Annotated in this window: 18 protein-coding genes; 14 read left to right on the plus strand and 4 right to left on the minus strand. The window is 45.3% G+C overall.

Going from position 1 to position 25,457, the window contains the following annotated elements; translation table 11 throughout:
* The first annotated feature begins 304 nt into the window (after positions 1 to 304).
* From PN836_RS01530 to PN836_RS01575, 10 genes are all read left to right on the plus strand, one after another.
* Positions 305 to 1,774 (plus strand): glyceraldehyde-3-phosphate dehydrogenase, encoded by a 1,470-nt coding sequence (locus PN836_RS01530; protein WP_395342714.1) that lies wholly within the window; start codon positions 305 to 307, stop codon positions 1,772 to 1,774.
* Positions 1,775 to 1,931: 157 nt separating this feature from the next.
* On the plus strand, positions 1,932 to 3,092 hold the full coding sequence (locus PN836_RS01535; protein ID WP_395342716.1) for a M14 family metallopeptidase: 1,161 nt from the start codon (positions 1,932 to 1,934) through the stop codon (positions 3,090 to 3,092).
* A 112-nt stretch (positions 3,093 to 3,204) separates the two neighbouring features.
* Complete coding sequence (locus PN836_RS01540) at positions 3,205 to 4,839, plus strand: alanine/glycine:cation symporter family protein (protein ID WP_395345415.1); 1,635 nt, start codon at positions 3,205 to 3,207, stop codon at positions 4,837 to 4,839.
* Between the two features lie 79 nt (positions 4,840 to 4,918).
* The gene (locus tag PN836_RS01545) at positions 4,919 to 5,251 is read left to right on the plus strand and encodes a hypothetical protein (protein ID WP_395342719.1); all 333 of its coding nucleotides are present in this window, start codon (positions 4,919 to 4,921) and stop codon (positions 5,249 to 5,251) included.
* A gap of 64 nt (positions 5,252 to 5,315) precedes the next feature.
* Complete coding sequence (locus tag PN836_RS01550; RefSeq protein WP_395342721.1) at positions 5,316 to 5,609, plus strand: YeaC family protein; 294 nt, start codon at positions 5,316 to 5,318, stop codon at positions 5,607 to 5,609.
* A complete protein-coding gene (locus tag PN836_RS01555; RefSeq protein WP_395342723.1) occupies positions 5,599 to 8,529 on the plus strand; it encodes a DUF349 domain-containing protein in 2,931 nt (976 codons plus the stop codon). Before PN836_RS01550 ends, PN836_RS01555 begins: the two co-directional genes overlap by 11 nt.
* The gene (gene ansA / locus PN836_RS01560; protein ID WP_395342726.1) at positions 8,522 to 9,538 is read left to right on the plus strand and encodes an asparaginase; all 1,017 of its coding nucleotides are present in this window, start codon (positions 8,522 to 8,524) and stop codon (positions 9,536 to 9,538) included. The genes PN836_RS01555 and ansA overlap by 8 nt, the downstream gene beginning before the upstream one ends.
* Positions 9,539 to 9,630: 92 nt before the next feature.
* On the plus strand, positions 9,631 to 10,509 hold the full coding sequence (locus PN836_RS01565; RefSeq protein WP_395342728.1) for an ABC transporter ATP-binding protein: 879 nt from the start codon (positions 9,631 to 9,633) through the stop codon (positions 10,507 to 10,509).
* A gap of 15 nt (positions 10,510 to 10,524) precedes the next feature.
* A complete protein-coding gene (locus PN836_RS01570; protein ID WP_395342730.1) occupies positions 10,525 to 14,100 on the plus strand; it encodes an ABC transporter permease/M1 family aminopeptidase in 3,576 nt (1,191 codons plus the stop codon).
* Positions 14,101 to 14,239: 139 nt separating this feature from the next.
* Positions 14,240 to 14,707 carry a YHS domain-containing (seleno)protein gene (locus PN836_RS01575; RefSeq protein WP_395342732.1) on the plus strand — a complete coding sequence of 156 codons (468 nt, stop codon included), beginning with the start codon at positions 14,240 to 14,242 and terminating at the stop codon, positions 14,705 to 14,707.
* 30 nt (positions 14,708 to 14,737) lie between these two features.
* Here the strand turns inward: PN836_RS01575 and sufU are convergent, their stop codons facing one another.
* The 4 genes from sufU to PN836_RS01595 form a co-directional block, all read right to left on the minus strand.
* Entirely contained in the window at positions 14,738 to 15,208 is a 471-nt protein-coding gene (gene sufU / locus PN836_RS01580) for a Fe-S cluster assembly sulfur transfer protein SufU (RefSeq protein ID WP_395342734.1), read from the minus strand.
* Positions 15,202 to 16,452 carry an aminotransferase class V-fold PLP-dependent enzyme gene (locus PN836_RS01585; RefSeq protein WP_395342736.1) on the minus strand — a complete coding sequence of 417 codons (1,251 nt, stop codon included), beginning with the start codon at positions 16,450 to 16,452 and terminating at the stop codon, positions 15,202 to 15,204. The genes sufU and PN836_RS01585 overlap by 7 nt, the downstream gene beginning before the upstream one ends.
* Positions 16,449 to 17,282: an XdhC family protein gene (locus tag PN836_RS01590; protein ID WP_395342738.1), complete on the minus strand. Its 834-nt coding sequence runs from the start codon at positions 17,280 to 17,282 to the stop codon at positions 16,449 to 16,451. The genes PN836_RS01585 and PN836_RS01590 overlap by 4 nt, the downstream gene beginning before the upstream one ends.
* Positions 17,283 to 17,375: 93 nt before the next feature.
* Positions 17,376 to 19,466, minus strand: a complete 2,091-nt coding sequence (locus tag PN836_RS01595; protein WP_395342740.1) for a S9 family peptidase — start codon at positions 19,464 to 19,466, stop codon at positions 17,376 to 17,378.
* 130 nt (positions 19,467 to 19,596) lie between these two features.
* On the opposite strand from PN836_RS01595, the gene PN836_RS01600 reads away from it, so the two are divergent.
* The 4 genes from PN836_RS01600 (at position 19,597) to PN836_RS01615 (ending at position 25,422) form a co-directional block, all read left to right on the plus strand.
* The gene (locus PN836_RS01600; protein ID WP_395342743.1) at positions 19,597 to 20,094 is read left to right on the plus strand and encodes a hypothetical protein; all 498 of its coding nucleotides are present in this window, start codon (positions 19,597 to 19,599) and stop codon (positions 20,092 to 20,094) included.
* The gene (locus tag PN836_RS01605) at positions 20,091 to 20,477 is read left to right on the plus strand and encodes a hypothetical protein (protein WP_395342745.1); all 387 of its coding nucleotides are present in this window, start codon (positions 20,091 to 20,093) and stop codon (positions 20,475 to 20,477) included. Before PN836_RS01600 ends, PN836_RS01605 begins: the two co-directional genes overlap by 4 nt.
* A 171-nt stretch (positions 20,478 to 20,648) precedes the next feature.
* Positions 20,649 to 22,871 carry a fasciclin domain-containing protein gene (locus tag PN836_RS01610; RefSeq protein ID WP_395342747.1) on the plus strand — a complete coding sequence of 741 codons (2,223 nt, stop codon included), beginning with the start codon at positions 20,649 to 20,651 and terminating at the stop codon, positions 22,869 to 22,871.
* A 205-nt stretch (positions 22,872 to 23,076) separates the two neighbouring features.
* On the plus strand, positions 23,077 to 25,422 hold the full coding sequence (locus tag PN836_RS01615) for a protein kinase domain-containing protein (protein WP_395342749.1): 2,346 nt from the start codon (positions 23,077 to 23,079) through the stop codon (positions 25,420 to 25,422).
* Positions 25,423 to 25,457: the final 35 nt, after the last annotated feature.

Raw genomic sequence — 25,457 nt, forward strand, 5'->3', positions numbered from 1 at the left:
ATTAAGTTTGCAGCATTATTTTTGCTCTCGTTTGATATTATTTAAAAATTTTTATGAAAATTTATTTCAGTTTTTCTCTAAAAATGCTGCGTTTTTTCACATTCATAGTGCATCTATTGACCCTTATTCCGGCTTATCTTCACTGTAGTTACGTTACATTACGCAAGTTTTGAAGGAATCATTTGTTTATTGCCAAAAATTGAAAGTTTTCACCAATTTGGAATTGTTGCCTGCTTTGCTTAGAATGCGCGCGAGTTTCAGCTGGTAGGGGTCGAAAAGGCTCATTATTAAAGGGATAAATTGAATGAATCAGCAGTTTGAACAAGTCTTGCAAAGCTCTTGGCAAGAGCGCCAGGATTACGCAGAGCGCATGTTGCCCATTATCGGGCGTTTATATCGAGATCATGCGGTTGAAATTACGGTTTACGGACGAACTTTGCTCAATGCAAGCGCGATTGATGTGATCAAAGCGCATCGCAGTGTGCGTTTATTTGAGGGTGAAAAACTCAAACTAAGAGAAAGCTGGCCAGTTTTAGAGCGAGTGAGTCAAATGAACCTCTCTCCATGCGAAATTGATATTGGCAAGTTGGCATATCAATTCCATCACAAGGAGGATGAGGCTAACACGGGCAGAGCAGAGCGCCTACAAGAGTATTTGAACCAAGCGCTAGCGTCAGTCTTAAATAAGGCGCACAGCGATAGCCCTAAAGATGTTGTGTTATATGGCTTTGGTCGCATTGGGCGTTTACTTGCACGCTTACTAATTGAGCGCCAGGGTAGAGCCAACACCATGCGTTTACGCGCAATCGTGGTAAGAGGCGGTAAAGACGGCGACTTAGAAAAACGCGCAAGCTTACTGCGCCGCGATTCCGTTCATGGACCATTTAATGGCAGTATTACGGTCGATAAAGAGCGCAATGCAATTAAAGCGAACGGAAGTTTTATTCAAGTGATTTATGCCAATCACCCAAGTGAAGTTGACTACACGCAATATGGTATCAATGATGCGATCGTCGTCGATAATACAGGTATGTGGCGAGATGAAGAAGGCCTAGGACAGCATTTGCAAGCCAAAGGTGCAGCAAAGGTCTTGCTCACCGCACCTGGAAAAGGGGGCATTAAAAATATCGTGCATGGTGTCAATCATCTTGACATAGAAGCGTCAGACACCATTCTGTCTGCGGCAAGTTGTACTACTAACGCCATTACGCCAGTGCTGAAAGCGCTTGATGAACAGTACACCATCATCAATGGCCACGTTGAAACAGTGCATTCATTTACCAATGACCAACACCTTATCGATAACTATCATAAAGCAGACAGGCGAGGGCGTGCAGCACCGCTGAATATGGTGATCACCGAAACTGGCGCGGCAAAAGCAGTGTCCAAGGCCTATCCTAAGCTTGAGGGTAAATTAACTGGAAACGCCATTCGAGTACCCACGCCGAACGTGTCTATGGCTATATTGAGTCTAAATTTTGATGAAGATTCCTCCAGCGATTTAACCAAGGAAAACCTTAATCATTTCTTACAGCGAACGTCCTTGTTTTCAGACTTGTTGCATCAAATTGACTACACCGCCTCAACTGAAATCGTCTCGACTGATTTAGTGGGTGCACGCGCCGCAGCCGTCGTTGATTCACAAGCGACAATTGTCGCAGGCAATAGAGCGACTCTCTACGTATGGTATGACAATGAGTTTGGCTACAGCTGCCAAGTGATGAGAGTTGTGCGTGATATGGCGGGCGTTCAAATCCCGACCTTTCCAATGTAACTATTTCGAAAAAACTAATCCCGCATAAGTGCTTTTGCAACATAGCTATATCCTTGCTGCCTATGCTACACTTTTGATAAACACGAAGCGCTCGCTCTGCGAGCGTTCTAAATAGTGCTTTACGTTAAAAAGCATGATTAGCAGGGCAATAGGCATAATGATAATAAATAGCCAATTTGACAGCGGAAACATTAACGTTATTCGCGCAGAATCTGAAACCGATATTCAACTTTCCATCCGCAAAGACAATCAGTCAGATTTTTACCAATGGTTTCACTTTAAATTGCACAGTACGCCATTTATAGAGCATAAAATTCATATCAACGACTTGGCTAATTCCGCTTACCCCGACGGCTGGGCTGGTTATCAGGCGGTAGCATCCTACGATAGAGAAGAGTGGTTCAGAGTCGATACACAATTTGATGGCGATACGCTGTTAATCGAATTTACACCTGAGCACGACAGTGTCTATTTTGCCTATTTCGCACCATACAGTTACGAACGTCATCTTAACTTAATCGCAGATGCGCAAACCGCCTTTGATTGTCAGCATGAACTTTTAGGCTTCACACTTGACGGTCGAGAGCTAAACCTATTAAAAATTGGCGTGCAAGAAGATGCACAAACGGATACAAACCCTGATAAACAAGAAAGCAAAAATGTAGTGTGGATAACGGCTCGCCAACATCCGGGTGAAACTATGGCTCAGTGGCTAATTGAAGGTTTGCTCGCGCGTTTGCTGGATGAAGATGACGGTACAGCTCGCAGCTTGCTCGAGCAAAATGAATTTTACATTGTGCCGAACATGAATCCAGACGGTAGTGCTCGAGGCCACCTGAGAACCAATGCATGCGGCGCCAATCTCAATCGAGAATGGGCTAGCCCCAGCTTGGAGAGAAGCCCCGAGGTTTTTCATGTGCTCAGCAAAATGAAAGAGACCGGGGTAGACTTGTTTTTAGACATTCACGGGGACGAAGCCTTGCCTTATAATTTTGTTGCTGGCACGGAGGGCGTACCCAGCTACAATGAAAGGATAATGGCGCTTGAAAATCAGTTCAAACAAGCCTTAATGAGCGCAACGCCAGAGTTTCAAGATGAGCACGGTTACGACAAAGATGAGCCGGGAAAAGCTGACTTGAGCATTGCGTGCAGCGCCGTGGGAGAGCAATTTAAGTGTTTGGCCTATACTTTGGAAATGCCCTTTAAAGATAATGCAGATTTGCCCGATCCAAGCTATGGTTGGTCGCCTCAACGCTGCAAGCAGTTAGGTGAAGACCTGCTCATAGCAGTGCGTGCGGTAAGTGCATCGCTCAGATAAAAGCACAGGCACACTGCATTGCAAAACGCTAAGAATAATCATCTATAAAAACAACAATAAACTCAACGAATAAGGAAGTGTACACGTGGATGTCATTTTAGATTTTTTTTACATGCTTGACGGCTTTTTAGGCGGAGCCGCTTGGTTTCCATTTGTACTGTTAGGTGTTGGTGCATTTTTTACAATTTATCTTCGCTTTCCCCAAATACGTTTTTTCAAACACGCTTGGAAAGTGGTTACGGGAAAATTCGACAAAGGCGACGAGCCCGGCGATACCACGCATTTTCAAAGTTTGACCACTGCGCTTTCAGGAACCGTTGGTACTGGGAATATCAGTGGTGTAGCGTTTGCTATATTCTTAGGTGGCCCTGCTGCGCTGTTCTGGATGTGGGCAACTGCATTTTTGGGCATGACAACAAAATTTGTCGAAGTCACACTTTCACACAAATACCGAGTTAAAACAGATGATGGCACAATGGCAGGTGGCCCCATGTACTACATGGACCGTCGCCTAAACATGAAATGGCTAGCAGTGGCCTTCGCTATCGCAACGGTAATCAGTTCATTTGGAACCGGTAACCTTCCGCAAAGTAACGGCATTGCAACAAGCATTGAATCGACATTTGGCTTTCAGCCGATTTACGTGGGTGGTGTATTGGCTATTTTACTCGCGCTCGTCATTTTAGGCGGGATTAAACGTATCGCAGCTGTTACCTCTAAGATTGTTCCCTTTATGGCCGCTGTCTACATCATAGGCGCCTTTGCCGTTATTTTTGCAAACTTTTCAAACATCGGGCCGGCGTTTGTCTCTGTCATTAGCGATGCATTTACAGGTTCAGCAGCGGCAGGAGGGTTTTTAGGTGCATCATTAGCCTACGCCTTTAACCGTGGTGTTAACCGAGGCTTATTTTCAAACGAAGCAGGGCAAGGCTCTGCGCCAATTGCGCATGCTGCAGCTAAAACTAAAGAGCCGGTGTCAGAGGGGATGGTGTCAATTTTGGAGCCCTTTATCGACACGATTATAATCTGCACAATTACGGGATTAGTGATCTTATCCTCTGGCGTTTGGAATCAGAAACACGAAAATGTGTTTGACCGCTCTGACATGCAATTTGTTGCCGGCGAATACAAAGAGAGCAAAGAAGCAGATATCACGGCGCTGTATAAATACTTGAATGATTATGAGGGTGCCGAAGTAGGTACATTTAATGGCGATATTCAAGTAGTCAATGGGGTGGCAGTTAGCGGCGGATATACGCTGATTAATGCGCGCTCACTTGCAGAAGATGTGGTGTACCATGTTGGCTCACCGGATGACCCATTCAACGGTACCTTGAAAATTGTCGATGGCGAAATTAGCCGAGACAATATTGTTGTGACCGGTAAATCCTTGGTTCACTCCGCTAACCTGACCGCGATTGCGTTTACAAAAGGCTTTTTCGGGGAATATGGAAAGTACATCGTATCAGTTGGTCTGCTTTTGTTTGCTTTTTCTACGGCAATTGCATGGTCGTATTATGGAGACAGGGCAATGACCTATCTCCTGGGGCCTGCGTCGGTAATGCCGTATCGCGTCATTTATTGTGCGGGGTTCTTTTGGGCCGCAGTTTCAGATACCACATTAGTTTGGGCACTCTCAGCCGTCGCCATCGTGGTTATGACCTTGCCAAATCTATTTGGCATCATGATGCTGGCAAAAGAAATGAAAGAAACTGTGAACGAATACTGGGAAAAAGTGAACAAATAGGGGCAGGTTTGCATATTTAATTTGAATCTTAAATTCGCTTGTAGAATTTAACCTGAATACGATTAAAGCGGAGGCTTAGATGGCTATTACAAGCTGCCCAGCATGTTCTAAACCGATATCTGATAAGGCAAAGAGCTGCACACACTGCAGTACCGATTTTGGCAACGCTAGTCCGGAAGATATCGAGCGAAAGCTGAGCTATCAGCGATACCAAAAGCTGCATAAATTGCAGAATCAATCGATGCTTGCCATTTTAGTCTTTATTGTGGGCGCCTACTTTGTATTTATGGGGGATTTTTCTAGCTTTGACAATCCTATACTTATGTACAATTTGGCGATTGGTGTAGCCGCCGCAGGCTTTATTTGGTATGCCATCAATCGCGTTCGAATTACGCTAGCAAAACGTAAATAGAGACCGAAATCTAGCAATCTCGGGCTTACAAACTCGCAGTTCCAAGCAACAAGGATATACATCTGTGCAAGTAGAGCAGTTATTGGCGGCAATGACACCGCAAATATACGAAAACCTTCGTCAAGCCGTTGAGACCGGCAAGTGGCCAGACGGAAACGCACTTACCGAAGACCAGAAAGAAAATGCAATGCAGGCCGTGCTTTTATATCAGGCAAAAGTGGAGCAGTCGGAACAGCACATGACCATTGGGAAAGACGGTGAAATTGTGCAAAAAAGTCGCCAGCAACTTCAGCAAGAACTGAAACAAGAGCAAGCCAAGGAAGTTCCCATCGCACGGTTTAAAAAAGATGATATTTAAGCGTTTATTTACCCCTGCGCATCAGCATCGAGACCCTGAAAAACGTTTACAGGCCATTGCAAATATAGCGGGCAAAGCTTCTATTGATGATCACGATCGGCAAGTTTTGCATGAACTCGCCTTTAATGATGAATCCTTAGCCGTGAATTTAGCTGCGTTGGAGGCTATTAATTCTTTTACGCTGTGGTTGAAAGCGTACGAGAATCATATGCAAGCTTCGGTTAAGGCAAGGGCGAAGCGAGCAGTGCTTAGCCTAGTTGAAGATACGATACACGTAACTGACGCTTTGTTTGAAGATATCGTTAAGCAGCATCATCATAACGCTTTAGTGAAAGAAATGCTGCTGACAAGTGCAAGACTCCAGGGGAATGAAAGGCTTTGCGTTGATACAGTCCTAGCGCTTTTCAATGAAAACGAAGTTCGTCAGTTTTACTCGAAACATGCCAATACACCTCACCGCAAAATGCTGATTGAGGGCACTCATGACGACAAGCAGCTCAGGCGTTTCAAGAAAGCGGAAAACGATAGCGCCTTAAATGACATTATCGATGCAAAAATTAAGATGCTTGAAACGCAAGCCGCCTTGCCGTTAAAAGTGAAAAGCGCAGCGGTACTCATTAACAGCCGATTGCTGGCACTGACAGAACTTCAGTGTTACGCGAGTATTTCTGAACAAAAAGAGCGATTGCTGAAAGAGTTTGAAGCGCTTAAGCAAGACTTCGTATGTTTAAGCGAAGATGATAGCGCAAGTATCACTTCAAAATACTTTGATATTAAAGAAAGAGTAGACAAGCGTCTTTCTGATCTAGAAGCCGACTATCTAGCTAAGCAACATCTAGAGGCCATTAGCGACACCGTTAGCGATATTCATCAGCGGGCAGGCACTGCATTTGATCAAATCGATTTATTAAGTCTTTCTGAGTCCAATGAGCAATTGGATGGTCAATTGGCACTGTTAAAAAATGCCTTGTGCGATCTAAAGCTAGAGTTAAATGATGTAAATCTTGATTTGAGCACTGGCGCGCACCGCCAACAGATAAAGCAACTAGAAAATGACTTTGACCAGTATTTATCTTCATTGGAAGATTTGCCTGCGCTTATACAACGAAATCAGCAGCTTGAAGCCTTGATTCAAGGCATAGAAATGGCTCTTGAAAAGAGCGCCGAAGCTCAACGAAGCACTTCGGATGAAGTTGCAGCGACGATATCTGATATCCAGTCACAAGCAGCCGACATTCTTCACCAAGGCGTCAGTAATCAGATTCGTCAGCGTTGGCAAAGCATTATTTCTGATTATCAAAAAACGCGCAATGCGAAACGAAAAGTAGACAAAGAACACGCGAGAAAACTCGAAAAGCGCTGCTTTGCAAAAGTGAATGTAAGCTTAAAACTCATAGACCAAGGAAAGTTTAAGGCCGCGATTGCGACTTTTCATGCTGCCCAACATATTCTCGAAGATATTGTGGCACCAAGTGCGTCACTTGTTAGAAAGTTCGAAGACGTAAAAGAGAAGGTAGCAGAGCTGAAAGATTGGCAGTCTTACATTGCTACGCCGCGAAAACCTGAACTAATTGCAGCGGTTGAAAAGCTCTTGCAAGAAGATGAAAAGCTCGCTCAAAGCACTGGAGAAAAAGCTGAACAAGACAGGTTTGCAGGGATAGACATAGAGCAACGCGTGAGCACCGTAAAAGAGTATCGCCGAGCCTTTAACTCCTTGGGCAAGCTGAATACAGATGAAGACGATGCGCTGAACAAATCCTTTGACGATGCACTGGAAAAAGCTTTTGAACCCTGTAGACGACATTTTGAGCAGCAGGAAAAACTCCGAGCTGACAACTTGCGAAAAGGTGAAACACTGCTTGAGGCTTTAAAAGCGCTGGAAAGCGTTGAAGATCCGGTTTTGTTGGCAAAACATCTGCAAGCGCTCTCACAGCAGTACTACAAACTTGGCGAATTAGAACGAAGTGCGAGAACTGCGTTGCATAAATCGTATCAAGCCCGCTATAAACCCCTTCAGGCAAGAGTGAATGCGTTTTATGAGCAAAACGCGGAGCTAAAATCAAAGCTTGTGGATAAAGCGCTTGCACTGACGCGGCTTGAATCAATTGATGACGCAGCTTCGCAAGCAAAAAACCTTCAGCAAAAATGGAAAGATATTGGCTTTGCGGGCAAAAAGCACGACGCTAAGCTGTGGCGTTCGTTTAGAGAGGCAAATGATAAAATATTTGGCTGCTTGCATGAGCGTCAGGATGCCCAGAAAGCGCAAGCAGATGAGCAGTTCAAGGCCTGTAATACAATAATCAATGAAGCCGAATCCATTATTAACGATGCGGCAGATCAAAGTCAGTTAGCTCAAGCGCAAGATAGATTGAAAGATGCTAGCGCTCAGATAGCAACATTGCCGCAAGCGCAACAGAAGCGCTGCGACAAGCAACTTGACACGGCTAAGCGTAAATTAACCGCCAAACAAAAGGCATTTGAGGAACAAAAACATCGGCAAGGCATGCAAACGGTATTCACGCTTTTAGAACAGGTTAGCACTGCACAAAACGCTGACAAGCCTGCCATCGCCCCAGAATCTCTTGAGGGGTTGTCGCCTCAATTGCGACAGGCGTTTTTATCTATGAACCGTGACTCTAGTGCCTCGACGATGGATAAAGTAGCACCAAAGCTATTGCAAGACATGGATCGTGAGAAGCTTACCACTGTCGCGCAACTGCTCTTTCATCCCGAGGCGTTTGAGGTCGATTCAGAGGCGAAAAAGGATGTACAGTTGAAACTCATGGCAGCAAAGCTTGAAGGCGAACAAATGCCTGATATGCAGACAATGCTTGCCTGCTGGATAGCAAAAGGCCCTTTGAGCAAGGGAGATGCAAAGCTTATTTCGCTTTTGCAAGCCATCTATATGAAAAATGACTAGCAAACATATCTACATAGCTTATACCGGCGGCACCATAGGCATGCAGGCCTCACAAGATGGCTTTGTGCCAGCCAAAGGGTTTTTAGCCGATACGCTTGCCGCTTTGCCAGAATTTCATCGCCCGGAAATGCCACGATATACGCTGTTTGAATATCCTGAGCTTTTAGACTCAAGCGAAATGAACCCAAGCCATTGGCAGCTTATTGCCGATGATATCCAAAAGCACTATCTAGATTTTGATGGCTTTATCATTTTGCATGGCACTGACACCATGGCGTATACCGCCTCGGCATTATCGTTTATGTTTGAAAATTTAGCGAAGCCGATAATCGTAACAGGCTCACAAATCCCGCTTGCACAACTTCGCTCAGACGGTCAGGCTAATTTACTTAATGCTTTGTATATTGCCGCAAATTATCCAATCCCCGAAGTGAGTCTATTTTTCAATAATCGTTTATTTCGTGGCAACCGCGCCCGCAAGGTGGATGCAGATGGATTTCATGCTTTTGACTCGCCGAATTACCCAAGTTTGCTATCGGCGGGGATAAAAATTGAGGCACATGTTGAAATCACACCAATGTCGCAGACGATAGAGCCCTTAGAAATTGCGATAATCGAAAGCCAAGCAGTGGGTATGCTGACATTATATCCAGGGATCAGCAGTGAACTGTTAGCCAATGTTTTGCAACAACCGGTTAAAGCTTTAATACTGCTAAGCTACGGAATAGGCAATGCACCTACCAACCCCGCGTTAATGGAGCAGCTTAAATTTGCTAGGGAACGCGAAATTCTCGTTGTAAATTGCACGCAATGTTTAAGAGGTAAGGTAGATATGAGTGGATATGCGACCGGTAAAACGCTTGAACGAACAGGCTTAGTTTCTGGTCAGGATATGACACCTGAAGCCGCGCTCGCAAAGTTACACTATATTCTGAGTTTGTCTGGTTTAGCGTTTACAGAACAACAAGAACTCATGTCCAAAAATCTTCGCGGTGAAATGTCCGCCTGATACGTTTGCTTACAGCCTTTTAATTGTTTCTATACCCCTTAGCGTTACAATGAATTTTTATATCAGATAGCATTGCAAAAAGGACTCATCATATGCTCAACATCAACCAAGTTTCAAAGACCTACTCAAACGGTGTTCATGCACTGAAAAACGTCAATTTAAAAATAGAGAACGGTTTATTTGGATTGCTCGGGCCAAACGGGGCAGGTAAATCGACGTTAATGCGCACGATTGCAACATTACAGCAGCCTGACAATGGCAGCATTAGCTTCGACGGTATCGATGTGGTCAATCAACCTAATGAATTAAGAAAACGTTTAGGGTATCTGCCTCAAGATTTTGGTGTTTACCCCAGGATCAGTGCCTTTGATTTACTTGACCACCTTGCCATATTGAAGGGCATTGAATCAAAAGCTCAGCGCAAAGAAGCGGTTGAGGGCTTGCTTGCACACACCAATTTATTTGCCCATCGAAAGCGCGCAGTGAGCGGGTTTTCTGGTGGAATGAGACAGCGCTTCGGTATTGCCCAAGCCTTGCTGGGTGACCCAGATTTACTTATTGTCGATGAGCCTACCGCCGGCCTTGACCCTGAAGAGCGCAATCGCTTTCACAACCTTCTTGTTAGTCTTGGGCATGACAAAGTCATCATACTATCGACGCATATTGTTGATGATGTTTCAGAACTTTGCGAAGACATGGCTGTGCTTGGCGCGGGTGAAATTTTACTGCAAGGCAACCCCATTGAAGTGACGCAAGCATTAGAAGGTAAGATATGGCGTAAGATCATCCATGCTCATGAGCTGGATGAGATTCAAAGCGATGTTGATGTGCTCTCCACCCGCTTGTTTGCCGGACGCACCGTAGTGCATGTGGTGGCCGACGATCAGCCAGAAGGCTTTGAAGCGGCGCCCGCCAGCCTTGAAGATGTGTATTTCAATACCTTGTCGCAAACGCGCAAAACAGTTGCATAGAGTAGGGGAATACACATGTTTTTCAAAATGACCCGTTTTGAGTGGCGTTACTTCACTCGTCAGCCCTCATTTATTGTGACCTGCCTGATATTCTTTCTATTACCTTTTTTGTCTGTGACTATCGATAACGTCCAAATTGGCGCCTCGTCCAATATTAATATCAACAGTCCACATGCCATTGCCCAAACCTTATTAATATTTGGTATTTTTAGCCTGTTCCTGGTGGTGAATTTTGTCGCCAATACCGCCATGCGAAACGATGTGAGCAAAATGAATGAACTGATTGTCACACGGCCATTTTCTGCGTTGACCTATCAGCTCGGGCGTTTTTGCGGGGCGTATTTAGTTTGCCTCACGGTTTTTGCTATGATCCCCATCGCTGTTTTGATTGGCTCATTGATGCCATGGCTTGATCAAGAGCGATTAGGGCAGTTTTCCTTGATGTATTACGTGACGCCTTATTTTGTTTTCTCAACCACCACCTTATTTGTCTTTTCGGCATTGTTTTACGCGGTTGCTTTGCGCTTTAGAAGCATGATGGCGGTGTATCTTGTTGCGCTGGGGATGTTTATGCTCTATGCGGTGCTAGGCCAGATATTTTCCGAGCCCCATCAGCAAGAAATAGCTGCTTTGCTGGACCCCTTTGGCCTTAATACTTACCAAGAAATTACCCGCTATTGGACACCCGTTGAGCGCAACACTGAAACTGTAGGCTTTTCATCGTCAGTATTAGCGAATCGAGGGCTTTGGTTCGCAGTAGGGCTTAGCATTTTGCTTGGATTTGGACGCATGTTTAAGCCTTTGTCGTTAAATGTACAATCAGGACAAGCAAGGCGCTTAAGTCGCCAAGAGTACATTCCTTTTGACAATGACATCACAGCTAAATACTCCAACACGCGACCTTTGCAGCAAGTTATTACGCGCACGCTATTTGAGATGAAGCAAGTCTTTATGTCACCGGCTTTTCCACTGTTGATGATTTTCTGTGCCTTTTCGCTCATCTTTCAGTTTGTTGAGCCTCAGGGGATTTACGGCGCGCCTAACTGGCCGCTCACGCAATACATGGTTGAAATGATTCGCGGTGCTTTCGGTCTGGCTTTGATCATTGTAATCACCTATTACAGCGCTGAAGTGGTATGGCGAGAGCGAAGCGTTGGCATGGGCGATATTGTCGACAGCATGCCGGTGAGTAATTTTACCTTTTGGCTATCAAAATTTGTAGCCGTTGCTTTGGTGATTATTGCTGTGCTGACGGTGGGTATGTTAGCTGCCTTGTTTAATCAGCTTGCAAAAGGATACATGAACTTTGATTTTGCTCAGTATTTTGTATCCTTACTGTATTTCGAAGCACTCCCCTGGATTCTGCTGGTGGTGTTAGCCTTTTTCATTCAAGCACTAAGTCCCAATAAGTATATCGGTATGCTGATATTCGTGGCTTACTTTTTTGTATCGCTGGCCTTCAGTCAAATTGGACTTGAACATAACATGTTCAATTATGCTGCATCGCCTGCCATGCAATATAGCGATATGAATGGATACGGATGGTATTTGAGTACGCAAAATCACTACATGCTCTATTGGTCCGCTTTGGCCTTTGTTTTTGCGGCGTTTAGCTATGCCATGTGGCAGCGAGGACCGGAATCGAGTTTACAAAGCCGGGTGCGTTTATTGGCTTATCAATTGGGCGGCGCAGGCAGAGCGGTTGTCGTTGTAGGTGCCCTGCTATTTGTCGCAAGCGGCACTATTATCCACTACAACACCACAGTGACCAATCAGTTCCTTACTGCCGATGAACGAATGGACTTGCAAAGTGAATATGAAAAAGCCTTTGCGCAGTTTGAAGATTCACCTTTACCTACGATAACTGACGTTAATATTAATGCTGCAATATTCCCAGAAAAGCGTCGAATTGAGGTGATTGCCAGCATTGATGTAGTTAACCGTAGTGAAGAAAACATTGAACGTTTTCTTGTTAATCTCCCTCAGTATTCGTCTGATATCAGCATCACCATGGATGGCGGCAGTCTGGCGCAAGTGCATGAAAACTTCGACGTGGCGTGGTTTGAGTTTGACAATGTGCTGGCTCCCGGAGAATCAGCAAGCGGTGAGATTCGCCTTGTGAGGCAGCATTTTGGCTTTAAAGATAGAGGTGAGGATAGCACGCTTGTGCAAAATGGGACCTTTATTAACAATTACGAATTACTCCCTTACTTCGGCGTGAATCAACGCTACTATTTAACTGACCGGCACGAGCGGCGAAAACGTGATTTGCCGCCTCCACGCAGGGCTTATCTACTTGAGGATAGCAGTCGATATGATGAAAGCTTTTTTGGCCCCAACGTTGGTCTAATAAGTTTTGCAGCAACCTTATCGACCAGTGAAGATCAATTGGCGGTTGCGCCAGGCTATCTTGAATCATATTGGACCGAGGGCGGACGAAACTATTTTCGCTATGAAATGGACTCACCAATGATTGATTTTTATAGCATTATGTCGGCTGACTTAGAGGTAAAATCGCAGCGGCACAAGGGCGTAGATATAACGGTTTACTATCATCGTGACCATCATTGGAATGTTGATAGAATGATTGAATCTAGCATCGATTCGCTCGATTTGTTCACCGAAGCGTTCGGACCTTACCAGCATAAACAATTGCGGATCATTGAGTTTCCGGGCTATAGACGCTTTGCGCAGAGCTTCGCCAATACCGTGCCTTACTCTGAGCGCATTGGCTTTATTTCCGATTTACGTGACCCTAATACCATCGACCCAGTTTACTATATAACTGCCCATGAAGTAGCGCACCAGTGGTTTGGTCATCAATTGAATGCAGCCAATGTGCAGGGCAGCGCCATACTTTCTGAAGCCTTGTCCCAATATGCAGCTTTGCTGGTGATGCAAAAAAAATACGGAAAGGATAAAATTCGTGAGTTTTTAAGCTATGAGCTAGATAGCTATTTGCGGGGGCGCACCCAAGAAATACTGGAAGAAATGCCTTTGATGCGCTCAGAGGGACAACAATACATTCACTACCGAAAAGGCTCAATCGTGATGATGGCGATTGCAGACAGAATTGGCACTGAGGCTTTGAACCGCGCTTTGAAACGCTTAATTGATCAATATCGATTTTCAACGAGCTTACAGCCAACAACCCTTGATTTGCTAGCTGCGATCAAAGCGAATGCTGCGCCAGATACCCATGCGTTTATTGAGCAGCAGTTTAGTCAAATAACCATTTATGATTTGCGCTTACAAGACTTAAGCTGGACTGTGCTTGATTCAGAGCTAGACGAGCAAAACCAATATGAAATTACGCTTAATGTATTTGCAAAGCAATTTGCCGCAGATGGACAGGGAGGAGAAGTTGAACAGGACTTTAACGATGAGGTGGATATTGTGTTGTTCTCCGACGACCCTGATAAGTTCTCGGCGGAAAATGACATTATCTACCAACAGAAGCATCAGCTGAAAAGTGGCGAGAATGAGTTCAGTATTATCGTTGATAGACTACCGGAGTTTGTTGGGGTGGACCCATTTGTTCGCTTTATTGACAGAGAGAGCAGGGACAACGTTCGTCCGTTGGAGCGATAAGATTTATTTTTAAAAAGATGAAAGGAATGTCGCCTTGCTCTGGTCTAGTCAGTAAGGCGTCAGCATTACTGCTGGCACCCAAACAGTTAACGCATGATTTGTTGACGCTTAAAAAGCACGCTAAAAAAAGGGAAAGTCCATGACACAGTTTATAAGCAAAGTTTTTTTCTATGTTGCCATTGTCTTTGCAGCATCTGGCGCACTGGTGAGTAATGCAGTATACGCTGAAGATCCAATTGAGACCGGCACGTTCAATAACAAAGCCATTTACGGCTATGATACTGTTGCCTATTTTACGCAGAACCAAGCGGTGGAAGGTAGTGACGATATTACGAGCGAATATAAAGGCGCTGTTTGGCACTTCTCTTCTCAGGAGCATAAGGCGATGTTCGACGCTGAGCCAGAAAAGTTCGCTCCTCAATATGGCGGTTATTGTGCATATGCGATGTCGCGCGGCAGGTTTGTGGGTGTGGACGAAGAGGCCTTTACCATTTACAACGGGAAGCTTTATCTGAACTACAGTAAAAGCGTGAGAGAGGATTGGTCAGAGGATAAAGATGGCTTTATTGCTTTGGCGGACGTTGAATACCCTGCGAATATAGACTGATCGCCGTTTCTTAAACAGGATTCAGGGTACTCACTCAGCAGTGGTCAATTTGGGGGCGTCTATTGAAAGCGCGCTCGCAAGGGCGTTCCATGCAAGTAAAACACACTTATGCCTTGCAGGGTGCCCTCTGACCGCTAGCAAAGGTTGAAGTAATTCAGGAATGTGACGCTCGTCAATTGATGTGTCTTTAATCCAAGCTTGCATAGTATTAGCAAGCTTAAGCGCTTCTTGGCATGTAAGATTCGAAACTACCTCTGTCATCATCGACGCCGAAGCGATGCAAATTGAGCAGGCTCTACCTCTGAAGCCCACATGTTCAATATGCTTTATGCCATTAATATGCGCCAAGGAAACGCCAAGCTCAATGTCGTCACCACATCTAGGATTACTGCCGCGGGCAGTTAACATATGTGCGTCAAAAGGAGCACTGTGCTTATTCTTTGGCTGCTTAAAATGCTGTAAGAGCTTGTCTTTGTAAAGGTTTTTATTCTCATTTAACATTCAAATATCTCGGCAGCTGAGGCAAGGCAGCGCATTAGGGCATCGCTGTCCTGCTTGACATTATACAAACTAAAACTGACCCGAGCGCTCGCGGCATGGCCCAAGGATGTCATGAGTGGCTGTGCGCAATGATGCCCAGCTCGAATAGCCACACCATTTTGAGCACATATTTGTGCAATATCATGAGGATGAATGCTCTGATGAGTGAATGTCACAATGCCTGCTTTCCAATTATCCTGGTCGCCAAGCACGGTGTATCCGGGCATTGTATTAATGGCATGTCCGCAGTCAACGGCTAACCTACTTACGTGATGATAAAGTTCAGTTCGGTCGAGTCTCTCCAAAAAGGCAATGGCGCTAGCAAGGCCTAATGCACCGCATAAATTCGGCGACCCAGCTTCAAATGCCTGAGGGCCGTCAATGAATTCAGTATTAGCAATGGAATCGCCTACCCAATCAACCATACCTCCGCCTAATACTGTCGGTGTGACTAAGTCGAGAGGCGCTGATTTGCCGTTTGAGGGCATGGGACTTACGTAGAGCACACCAATCCCTGTTGGACCAAACATTTTGTGTCCTGAAAATACCATAAAATCCGGCGCTAAACTGTGAACGTCAATTGGCTGTATACTAATGGCTTGAGCCGCATCTACCACTGTCCAGATGCCTGCCTGATTGGCATGCGCAACAATCGATGCTACATCTGCATAACACCCAAGCACATTCGAAATTAACGAAATGGCTAAGCATTTCACCTTTTTATTTTCAAATTCCGACGCAGGGGGCCATATAAGTTTTCCATTTTCGTCAATATCTAGGCGCCGAAGTGTGGCACCTTTTTGCTCACAGACCTTCATCCATGGCAAATAGTTGGCGTGGTGTTCGGCGTATGTAACCCATACCTCATCGCCTTGAGATAAGAGAGCCTTAATTGCGCCTTGGGCGACCGTATTTAAAGATTCAGTGGCGCTTTTGGTGAAAATAATCGAAGAGGCGCTTGTTCCAATAAACCGAGCAACTGCTTCACGCGCTTGCTCATAATCTTGCGTTGCTTGCTCTGCCAAGTCATAAAGTCCTCTCGCGACAGGCCCATACCCTAAAGCGTAACATTCGCTAATTGAATCAACTACGCATTGAGGTTTGTGGGTTGTGGCAGCGTTATCGAGGTAATGCAGGGCTTGATTATCGCGTGCGTAAGCAGCAAATATTGGAAATTCATCTTTTAATGCTTCGATATCAGTCATTCGCTAGGGCTATCCAGACCAGTGTTTATTTGAGAATTGGCGGTCTTTATCAGATCATGTCGTCGTTTTCCGGTTCCGTTTCTGCGTAACAGCGTAATTTCACTTATGATACACAGGGCTATTTCTTCGGGAGTCGTCGCACCCAAATCAATGCCGCAGGGCGCGGTGACGCGTTCCAAATCAGCACTTGAGAAGCCTTCCTCACGCAAGTATTCAAGCACTAATGTTGCACGCTTTTGACTGGCAATTAAGGCGATATAGTTGGCGTCGCTATGAAGAGCCTTCGCAATCGATTCATGATCACCTTTGTGTTGTGTTGCGATTACGACGTAGTCACTTTGGGCAGGTTTAAGCGAAGAATAATCGAAATCACCATTGATTATGTCACTGGCGTGAGGGAATTTATCGCGATGCGCACCTGTGTCATTCACAATGACATGCAAGCCCAATAAGTCTGCCATAAGGCACAAGACTTCCGCGACTCTCCCATGCCCCATAATCCATAAGGTGGGTTGCGGCAATACTGGTTCTATATACACTTTCATCCCTCCACCGCAGGGCATACCCGCACCGAGCATTTCGTCATCCAAATCGATATCGAGTATGGCGGTTTGACCATTTTCAATACACTCTACTGCTTGTTCGCAAGTAGTACTCTCAGCACAACCTCCGCCTACCCATCCTGCCACAAGCGTTCCGTCGGCATTAATAATTGCTTTAGAAGATGCCCGAGCCGATGCCGAGCCGTGCGTTTTAACAACGGTTGCAACGGCAAATGGCTCTTGCTTACGCTGTTTTTCGCCAATAATTTGAAAGAGTGTTTTGCTCATCAACGCGTTATCTTATGTCGCTATGACCCTAGCTTTAATCAGAGTAAGACCTAATACAAGGGCCAAAGAATAAATAATCAGAGATGAACAAGCTTATTCGGCTTGTTCATCTTCTTGTTTATGGTCGTTATATTTATCAAACCAATGCAGAATATAGCCAATCTTACGTGCTAAATTTGAAGGTTTGGCGGCAATTCCATGATAGGCACCTTGTATGCGTACCAATGAGCTTTCAACTCCCTCTAGTCTTAGAGCGCCGTAATACTGTTCGCTTTCTGCCATTGGCGTTCTGACATCCAATTCGCCGGTGAGTACCATAGTGGGCGTATTTACATTGCCAACTAAACTTAAAGGGGATCGTTTCCAGTACTGGTCTATGTCATTCCAAGGTAGGTCAGTGAACCAATATCGCGTCATAAAGGTGTAGATATCCGACGTACCAATCATGCTGACCCAATTAATGACTGGCTTTGCAACTACGGCAGCTTTGAAGCGATCAGTTTTGCCAATAATCCAAGCGGTTAAGACCCCGCCGCCAGAGCCACCCGTCACAAACATGTTGGTTTCATCGACATAGCCTTTGGCAATGACGCCATCAACCATGTCCATTAAATCGTCATAGTCTTCAGATGGGTAGTTTTTATCAATGAGGTTGGCAAATTCACTGCCCGTCGATGTGGATCCTCGGGGATTACCATAAAGCACAACGTAGCCTGCGGCAGCAAACATTTGGACTTCGGAGGAAAATTCAGGTCCATAAGCGGTATGAGGGCCGCCATGTATTTCTAAGATCAGAGGATATTTTTTAGTGGGATCAAATTCTGGTGGAGTAACAATCCAGGCTTGAAGCTCTCGTTCATCTACGCTGCTTTGCACGGTCATCAGCTCAGGTTTGTTGAGAGTCTTATGGTCAAAAACGTCGCTGTTCAGGTCAGTCAAAGTCGTGAGTTTGCCGCGTTTCGTCACGACCGCAAGGTCAGCAGGGCGATCCCCTGTGGACAAACTAAAAACGACCTCACCGTCCTGCGTTACGTCAAAATCACCTGAGGTGTAGGGGCGACCAAGGCTTAATCCACCAAGAGCATCCGTAAGCACCGACATTTTCCCTGATAGACTGACATAGGCGACATGTTTTTTCCCTTCACTATCGTAACTAAAGTACAGCCCTTTGCCATTCTTCGACCAGCGAATATCAGCCACTGAACGGTCTAGATCAGGCGTAAGGGCCTCAAGCTCACTTCCATCAGCGTTGATAACGTACAGTTGAGTAATCTGGTTAGACTTTCCGTTATCGTCAAATCCGGTGAACGCAATTTTGTCGCCATCTGGGCTAATAACGGGACTGCCTTCTGGGCCTGAACTTTCGGTAAGCTTAGTGTATTCACCTGTTTTTAGATTGACAGAAAGCAAGTCGCTGTTGAACACATCAAAATCACTGTCTTCACGGACGTTTGCTGAGACAATGATGCTGCTCGCATCATCTGTCCAGGCAATGGGGCCATTAAAATCAAATTCGCCTTTCGTCACTTGTCGTGGTTTCCCGCCAATGCTTGGTACCACAAAAATGTGCATATTGCCCGGACGATTCATACCCAGCCCATCTCGCTGAAACAAAGTCTCATCGATGTAATGTGCATCCTCTGCCCACTGGGCATCCTTAGGCTTAAAAGGTAATGAGAATGGAGAATCATTCTTGTTAGGCGTAAACATCGAAAACGCAATATGCTCGCCGTTAGGCGAAAAACTCATGCTTGATGGGCTCATCTCAACATCGGTGACTCTTGCCGTGCTACTTGAGGCCATGTCGCGCACATAAATCTGCGTTTTACCTTCTTTACTCGATAAATACGCAAGCTTCGAACCGTCTTTAGTGAAAATCGGGCTGTAGTGATTTTTTGTATCCGAGAGAAAGGGTAAATGTGATTTTCCGTCGAGGGAAACCGTCCATAAATTGGTACGGCGTGAATCACTCATGATGTCCATGCTGGTGCGTTCATATAACACGTGCTCGCCGTCGGGCATAACAAGCGGATTCGCGGCGTATTCCATGTGGAATAAGTCTTCATACTTTAAACGTGAATCACTCGCTTGTTCATCCAATGCCCATATCTGGCTAGACTGAAGTAGCAATCCAATGCTTATTGCTTTGAAAATAACCTTTCGCAAGACTTTGTTTTTCTTCATTCTTCTATCGCCTCAATGCTTATCTACTGGTGATGTTTCTGTCGTTCAATATACGCTAAAACGATAGCATTAAAAGAAATAGCCTCAAACTGTTTCATACATATAAAGAAACGAGATGAGATAATTCGATTTGAACACTGCAAGTCCTTTGAATACCACTGCTGACAACACTACCCAAGCTATGACGGAGGTTGCCCTTGGTCTTTCCATGGCTTTTTTTGCGCTCTTAATTCTCGCTTTACTGTCAATGGGCGCTGGGTCCGTTTCACAACAACCATTAGCTAACGAAGCATCCATTAGCGTAGTGCAAAGCCTTGATACTGAGCTTGCTGACTCTCAGGGTAAAAAAGAAGAGGTAGAAGAATCAGACGCTAGCACGGGCATAATATCTGAAAACATTAATTACCTTTTCTATTTCGAAGGTACTTATTTTGATGAACAACTCAATCCAATAACAAAGCTTACAAGCGCAGTGGATCCTAGTGCACAATCACGCTTAGTCGTTGCAGTTGATCCCGATTTGTCATTCTCACAGGTAATGAAAGTCCATCAAGACTTTGCTCAATACGGTGTTCAAATCACATCGATGGACAATAACTGGCTGCGCGCGCTAGAAAGTACCAAATGATGAAAAGCACTATCAAACGCAGCTACCTTTTGCTCATCATGCTTCTTGGTGGGATCCTGTTGTCGATTGTTACGCTAAGTTACTTTATAACACCATCACCGACGCAAATGCATCCAGACACTAGCCACTCTGAAGTTCGGCACAGCGACTTGCGCCAGCAGCTTGTTTCGCTTCGTATGCATAACGCGCTGCGATTTGTACAAACGCCTTCTCAAACAGATGTACCGTCACTTACCTCAAATCACGACATCATCTACAATTCTCAACCCGAAAATCCGCCAGCGTCGCAAATCGACGTTTTAACGATCGACGTGTTAGCAATCGACCAAAAAGTCGCTGCATGGGAGCAGGAGTTTGCGTCAGGCAGAGCATTTGTTAAATGATTGTAATCTTTAAGTAAAAACCAGCAAAAATAAGGCTTTCACGGAAGTATATAGTACCTCCAGCGCTGTGTTGACGCCTTTTTCTTGATCTACCGCCCAAGAGCTTCGTAAACCACATTACTCGTGCTGACCTACAAGTTAACAACAACGACAATTTTAGGGATTTTGCAAATGAAAAAACAAAAAACGCTTTACATGCTCTTTGTTTTTGTGGCGATTTTTACGCTGCAAGGGTGCTTTCTAGATGATGACGATGATGATGAAGTAATCGCGCCAACGCCACCTCCTCCGACAGTAACAGAGAGTATTGTTGACATTGCCGTTGGTAATGATGATTTTGATACCTTGGTTGCAGCGCTTCAAGCAGCAGACTTGGTAGAAACCTTAGACAATCCAGCAGGGACATTTACTGTTTTTGCACCCACTGACGCAGCCTTTGCCCTGCTTGGCGAAGATACTATCAATGCTTTATTAGATGACCCTGAAAGGCTAACCGACATTCTGACTTACCATGTGCTTTCAACAGTGGTGCCTGCTAGCACCGCGATAAACTCTGCAGGAAGCACAGTGGAAACCGTCAATGGCGCTAGCGTAGGTTTGTCGCTGGACGGTGATAGTTTGTTGGTAAATGCATCTACGGTTGTCACGACCGATATTCAGGCAAGCAACGGTATTATCCATGTCATAGATGCGGTATTAATTCCGCCTGCTGAGCGAGGCGAACCAAGTGCTAATATCGTTGATACTGCTATTGGTGCTGGCAGCTTCACCACCTTGGTTACTGCGCTTCAAGCTACCGATTTGGACATGGTACTTGCGGATGAGAGCGCACAATTCACGGTTTTCGCGCCCACTGACGATGCTTTTGCAATACTCGGTGATGAAACAATTAAGAATCTTCTAGACAATCCAGATGTGTTAAGCAGCATTTTACTTCAGCACGTTGTTGCCGATGCACAGATAGATTCCCCCACTGCATTTAGCGCAAACGGAAGCTCTGTAGAAACCGCCTCTGGTGCCCAAATTCCGGTAAGTGTCAATGCCACAACTGATTCGCTTACCTTTGGTGGCGCAAATGTTGTGATGACCGATATCTACACCACTAATGGCATAATCCATGTAATTGATATGGTTGTGGTTGCGGATGTAGAGTTACCTGAACCAGCGATGTCAATTGTGGATGTAGCCGTTGCTGCAGGGTCTTTCACAACACTTGTGGCGGCTCTTGAGGCGACTGGACTTGATTCAGTGCTTGCTGACTTAGATAGCGAGTATACCGTGTTTGCGCCCACTGACGATGCGTTTGCATTGCTGGGACAAGACACAATTGCCGCTCTGCTTGATGATCCGGATACTTTAAGTAACATCCTTCTGTATCACGTTGTATCGGGTGCGACTATCCTACAGGACGCGGCCGTGAGTGTTGCTCAATCCGACATGAGCACCGTGACCATGGCCAATGAGCAAATGACCGCATTGTCATTATCAGGCAGTTCTTTGTTTGTAAATACCTCTGCTGTTTCAGCGGCAGACATAATGGCAAGTAATGGTGTGATCCATGTCGTAGATCAAGTGATATTACCACCTCCCATGCGCGGCGAACCGACACAAAATATCGTTGAGGTAGCCCTCAGCAATCCTGACTTTGAAACGCTAGTTGCTGCGCTAACGGCAGCCGATTTAGTGGACACACTTGCTGATGAAAGCGCATCTTTTACGGTATTTGCGCCTACCGACGCAGCCTTTGACAAAATCGATGATATGGCACTGGATGGATTGTTGATGGACGTTGACGCACTAAGCGGCGTATTGCTTCAACATGTTCTTCCGGCAGAAGTTAATTCTTTGGGTGCATTTGCAGCCAACGGAAGCAGCGTTGATACCGTGGGCGGTGAAGATGTCGCGATTGATATTGTTAACTTTACAAGTTTTGCAAACGATGATGGTACCGAAGTGGCTTATGATGCAAGCAATCAGCGCTTAGTTGCGGGTGCGGGTGCCAACAATGCTGGTTTTACCCTATACACCTTCGATAACGATTTAGGCACATCCACCAATAATTGCAGCGGCACCTGTGCTGAAAATTGGCCACCGCTGTTGCTCAGTGATGGTGAATTAGCTGATGTATTTGGTTTAGGGACAATCACACTTGAAAGTGGTGAGCAACAGATCACTTTCCAAGGGCGTCCTTTGTACTATTTTGCTGGTGATGAAGCAGTGGGCGATGCGAATGGTCAAGGTTTAGCGGATTTGTGGAATACGGTGAACGTTTCTCAAGTCGTTTTATCTGTGCAAGGCTCTATTGTTACGACTACTGATATATACACAAGCAATGGCGTGATTCATGTGATTGATAGCGTGATTACTGAAACGCTCGAGGCTGGCGGTATGTAGATACCACATCGCGTACTCAAAAATACGCGGTATTAGTCGAATAAAAGTATTAAAAAGGCGCTTCGTGCGCCTTTTTATATTAGGTGTCATGCTTTCCTATCTTCGTTGCCTACAAAAAGTGCACGTAATTTGCATATAGTCCCACTAAAATAAACAGTAAAGCTGAAACCTACGAGACTAGAAAGCTGCTTGGCTTGTATTTGCAATGAAGATTACTGATTTTCACGTCCCAGATTATACGATTGACCGGTGTCTGCATCATTCCGCTGATGCTGCGCTTTTACGTGTGTCTAAGTTAGATGAGCCAGTTGGCGCACTGCGGTATGTAATCAAAACGCCGTTAAGCGAAGCCGGCAGCAAGATGCTTCAGCTGGAAAAAGAGATTTATGTTGCTTGCAAGGATTGCCACGGTATAGGCGAGCTTCTCGGCACTATCAGTGTTGAAAACTTGACGCTGCAAAGTACCACAGCTGCCGATGGTGGTGAGCATACTTCTATCATCATGCCGTTTTACCCTCATAGCCTGTCTAAACGCGTGAAACAGGTCTCGCTGGATAAAAACCTTGATATTCGACAGTTGTGTTTAGATATAGCAAATGCTTTGTCGCAGCTTCATAGCAAGGGCTATGCGCATGGTGACCTGCATCCAGACAATGTCCTTTTTGATACAAACGAAAATGTTCGGCTTATTGACTTTTCACTAGCAGGTACATTGGAATCGCAAGGGCAGGCTGATGTTCAAGCTAAACAAAGCCATTGCTTCAGGTCACCCGAACAAATTGCAACTCAAGCGGGTGATGTGTACAGCTTATGTGTATTGCTAAGCTATCTGATTTTTCATGTTTTAGAGTCAAATTCTGAAAACACACTTCTACAATCAGGCACTGGCGATAGTGCGCTTTGGCTTGAGTCAACGAAAAAGCTAAACAATGAGGAGATTAATGCCTTACTTGAAAAGGGAACGGCGCTGTCACCGCAAACTCGTCCCAGCCTTGATGAGTTTAAACATGTCCTTGAACGAAGCATACCAGCCATGGCGCTTGTTATTCCGTCCGCTAATCAATCCGCATCTATCAAGGAGACAGGCGTTGCCAAAAACGACCGCGTAACGGTTGAGTTTATTACTGCCAGTTTTAACGAACACATTGACTTAAGCGCTGACCCTGACGGAGAAGTATCAATTGAGACACCCAGACTTAAAAGGGAAGTTGTTGCCTTAAAGAATGCGATTTCAGCGGAGCTTAAGCAAGAGGGATATATTGAAGATACCGTCATGAGGCGCTGGTGCGACGAGTATTTAGCGCAGCTTGAACCACAAGTATCGCTTAACTTAGTAGAGACGCTTATCAAACGGGAGCAAAAGAGTCTATCAAGGGACAGTGAATATGCGGCGTTTTTTGAATGGACTAAGGACATGCGTGGCCATTTGCACAGTGCAGGCAAAGTCATTGAACAAAGGCATTTTAATGCGCTGTTGGCGCGCGGACTATCTATGGGCGCTGGAAAGGAGTTGAAGCTCAAATTATGGCTGTTAAAACGCTTTAACCTGCGCGCTTCATTCGCTCGCCGAATTTTCTTTGTGTTGAGTGCTTTGGTGTCATTGGCATGCATTGTTGCACTGATAGTGTATGTATACCCTTCTGTAGATGGGGACAAACCGGAACCCGCTAATATACAAAAGGGGGGCAACGCCGCGCCTAAGCCATCGAAATTTGCTAAACAAAACACTAACACTGTAGAATTTGCAAAGGGCGACATGCCGCTTAATCCAAAAGAGAATCCAACGAGAGGTACAGACAAAAATCAACCCGCTGGTAATGCTGACTCAAGTGGAAATATCCCACCTTCGCTTTCTGACGAGAATGAGCGTATCAAGGTATATTCAATTGCAGATCCACAAAGCGATAACACTATCAGGATTGAATTTGTCCGCGTGACTTCGCGCAACAGCAAGCTAGGTAATTTTTATGTTATGCGAAGTGAAGTCAGTCAGGCAATGTGGCAAATTTGTGTAAACGCGGGTGCCTGTCGTACAACTTCGCTCACGAGCACCAGCAAGAGACGAATGCGGCTTTACAATCCAAATCATCCTGTTGTGAATGTAAGCTGGTATGACGTAAGTAACGACTTTATTCCGTTTTTAGAGGCGCAGTTAAATCAGCCTCTAAGTCTCCCTAATATGTCACAATGGCTAGAGCTTGCCTTTGATGAATCCGGCAATCCAAACCTGCCTGAGGCCTATCATTGTATTGATTGTAAGGCTAATGCGGTCGATGTTTATCAGGGAACAAGCATGCCAGTTTCGCCCAGTGACGTTCGGTTTAAAAGCCAAACCCTAGGTTTGTATCATCTTTACGGAAATGCACAAGAATGGTTGCAAGACTGTTGGCAAGACGTCAAACTTGGCGCAGCGCGATGTGACCAAGCGCCGGCGGTAGGAGGCTCATGGCAAGACGACCGTTCTTTCGTAAGCAAGGAAGCACTTGTTCGCTTGAATAAAAATGCGCGTTCTATCAGTACAGGGTTTCGATTAGTTCACAGTGATTTTTAAATCTTTACAAGCTGTTTATCGGTGCATGGTCTCGC

It is taken from the genome of Ningiella algicola (assembly GCF_028401415.2).
Classification (GTDB): Bacteria; Pseudomonadota; Gammaproteobacteria; order Enterobacterales; family Alteromonadaceae; genus Glaciecola.

Bases quoted from the DNA above. Each gene is read 5' to 3' on its own strand.
- PN836_RS01530 (WP_395342714.1), top strand. From the start codon at position 305: ATGAATCAGCAGTTTGAACAAGTCTTGCAAAGCTCTTGGCAAGAGCGC.
- PN836_RS01535 (WP_395342716.1), top strand. From the start codon at position 1,932: ATGATAATAAATAGCCAATTTGACAGCGGAAACATTAACGTTATTCGC.
- PN836_RS01540 (WP_395345415.1), top strand. From the start codon at position 3,205: ATGCTTGACGGCTTTTTAGGCGGAGCCGCTTGGTTTCCATTTGTACTG.
- PN836_RS01545 (WP_395342719.1), top strand. From the start codon at position 4,919: ATGGCTATTACAAGCTGCCCAGCATGTTCTAAACCGATATCTGATAAG.
- PN836_RS01555 (WP_395342723.1), top strand. From the start codon at position 5,599: ATGATATTTAAGCGTTTATTTACCCCTGCGCATCAGCATCGAGACCCT.
- ansA (WP_395342726.1), top strand. From the start codon at position 8,522: ATGACTAGCAAACATATCTACATAGCTTATACCGGCGGCACCATAGGC.
- PN836_RS01565 (WP_395342728.1), top strand. From the start codon at position 9,631: ATGCTCAACATCAACCAAGTTTCAAAGACCTACTCAAACGGTGTTCAT.
- PN836_RS01570 (WP_395342730.1), top strand. From the start codon at position 10,525: ATGTTTTTCAAAATGACCCGTTTTGAGTGGCGTTACTTCACTCGTCAG.
- PN836_RS01575 (WP_395342732.1), top strand. From the start codon at position 14,240: ATGACACAGTTTATAAGCAAAGTTTTTTTCTATGTTGCCATTGTCTTT.
- sufU (WP_395342734.1), bottom strand. From the start codon at position 15,208: ATGTTAAATGAGAATAAAAACCTTTACAAAGACAAGCTCTTACAGCAT.
- PN836_RS01585 (WP_395342736.1), bottom strand. From the start codon at position 16,452: ATGACTGATATCGAAGCATTAAAAGATGAATTTCCAATATTTGCTGCT.
- PN836_RS01590 (WP_395342738.1), bottom strand. From the start codon at position 17,282: ATGAGCAAAACACTCTTTCAAATTATTGGCGAAAAACAGCGTAAGCAA.
- PN836_RS01595 (WP_395342740.1), bottom strand. From the start codon at position 19,466: ATGAAGAAAAACAAAGTCTTGCGAAAGGTTATTTTCAAAGCAATAAGC.
- PN836_RS01605 (WP_395342745.1), top strand. From the start codon at position 20,091: ATGATGAAAAGCACTATCAAACGCAGCTACCTTTTGCTCATCATGCTT.
- PN836_RS01610 (WP_395342747.1), top strand. From the start codon at position 20,649: ATGAAAAAACAAAAAACGCTTTACATGCTCTTTGTTTTTGTGGCGATT.
- PN836_RS01615 (WP_395342749.1), top strand. From the start codon at position 23,077: ATGAAGATTACTGATTTTCACGTCCCAGATTATACGATTGACCGGTGT.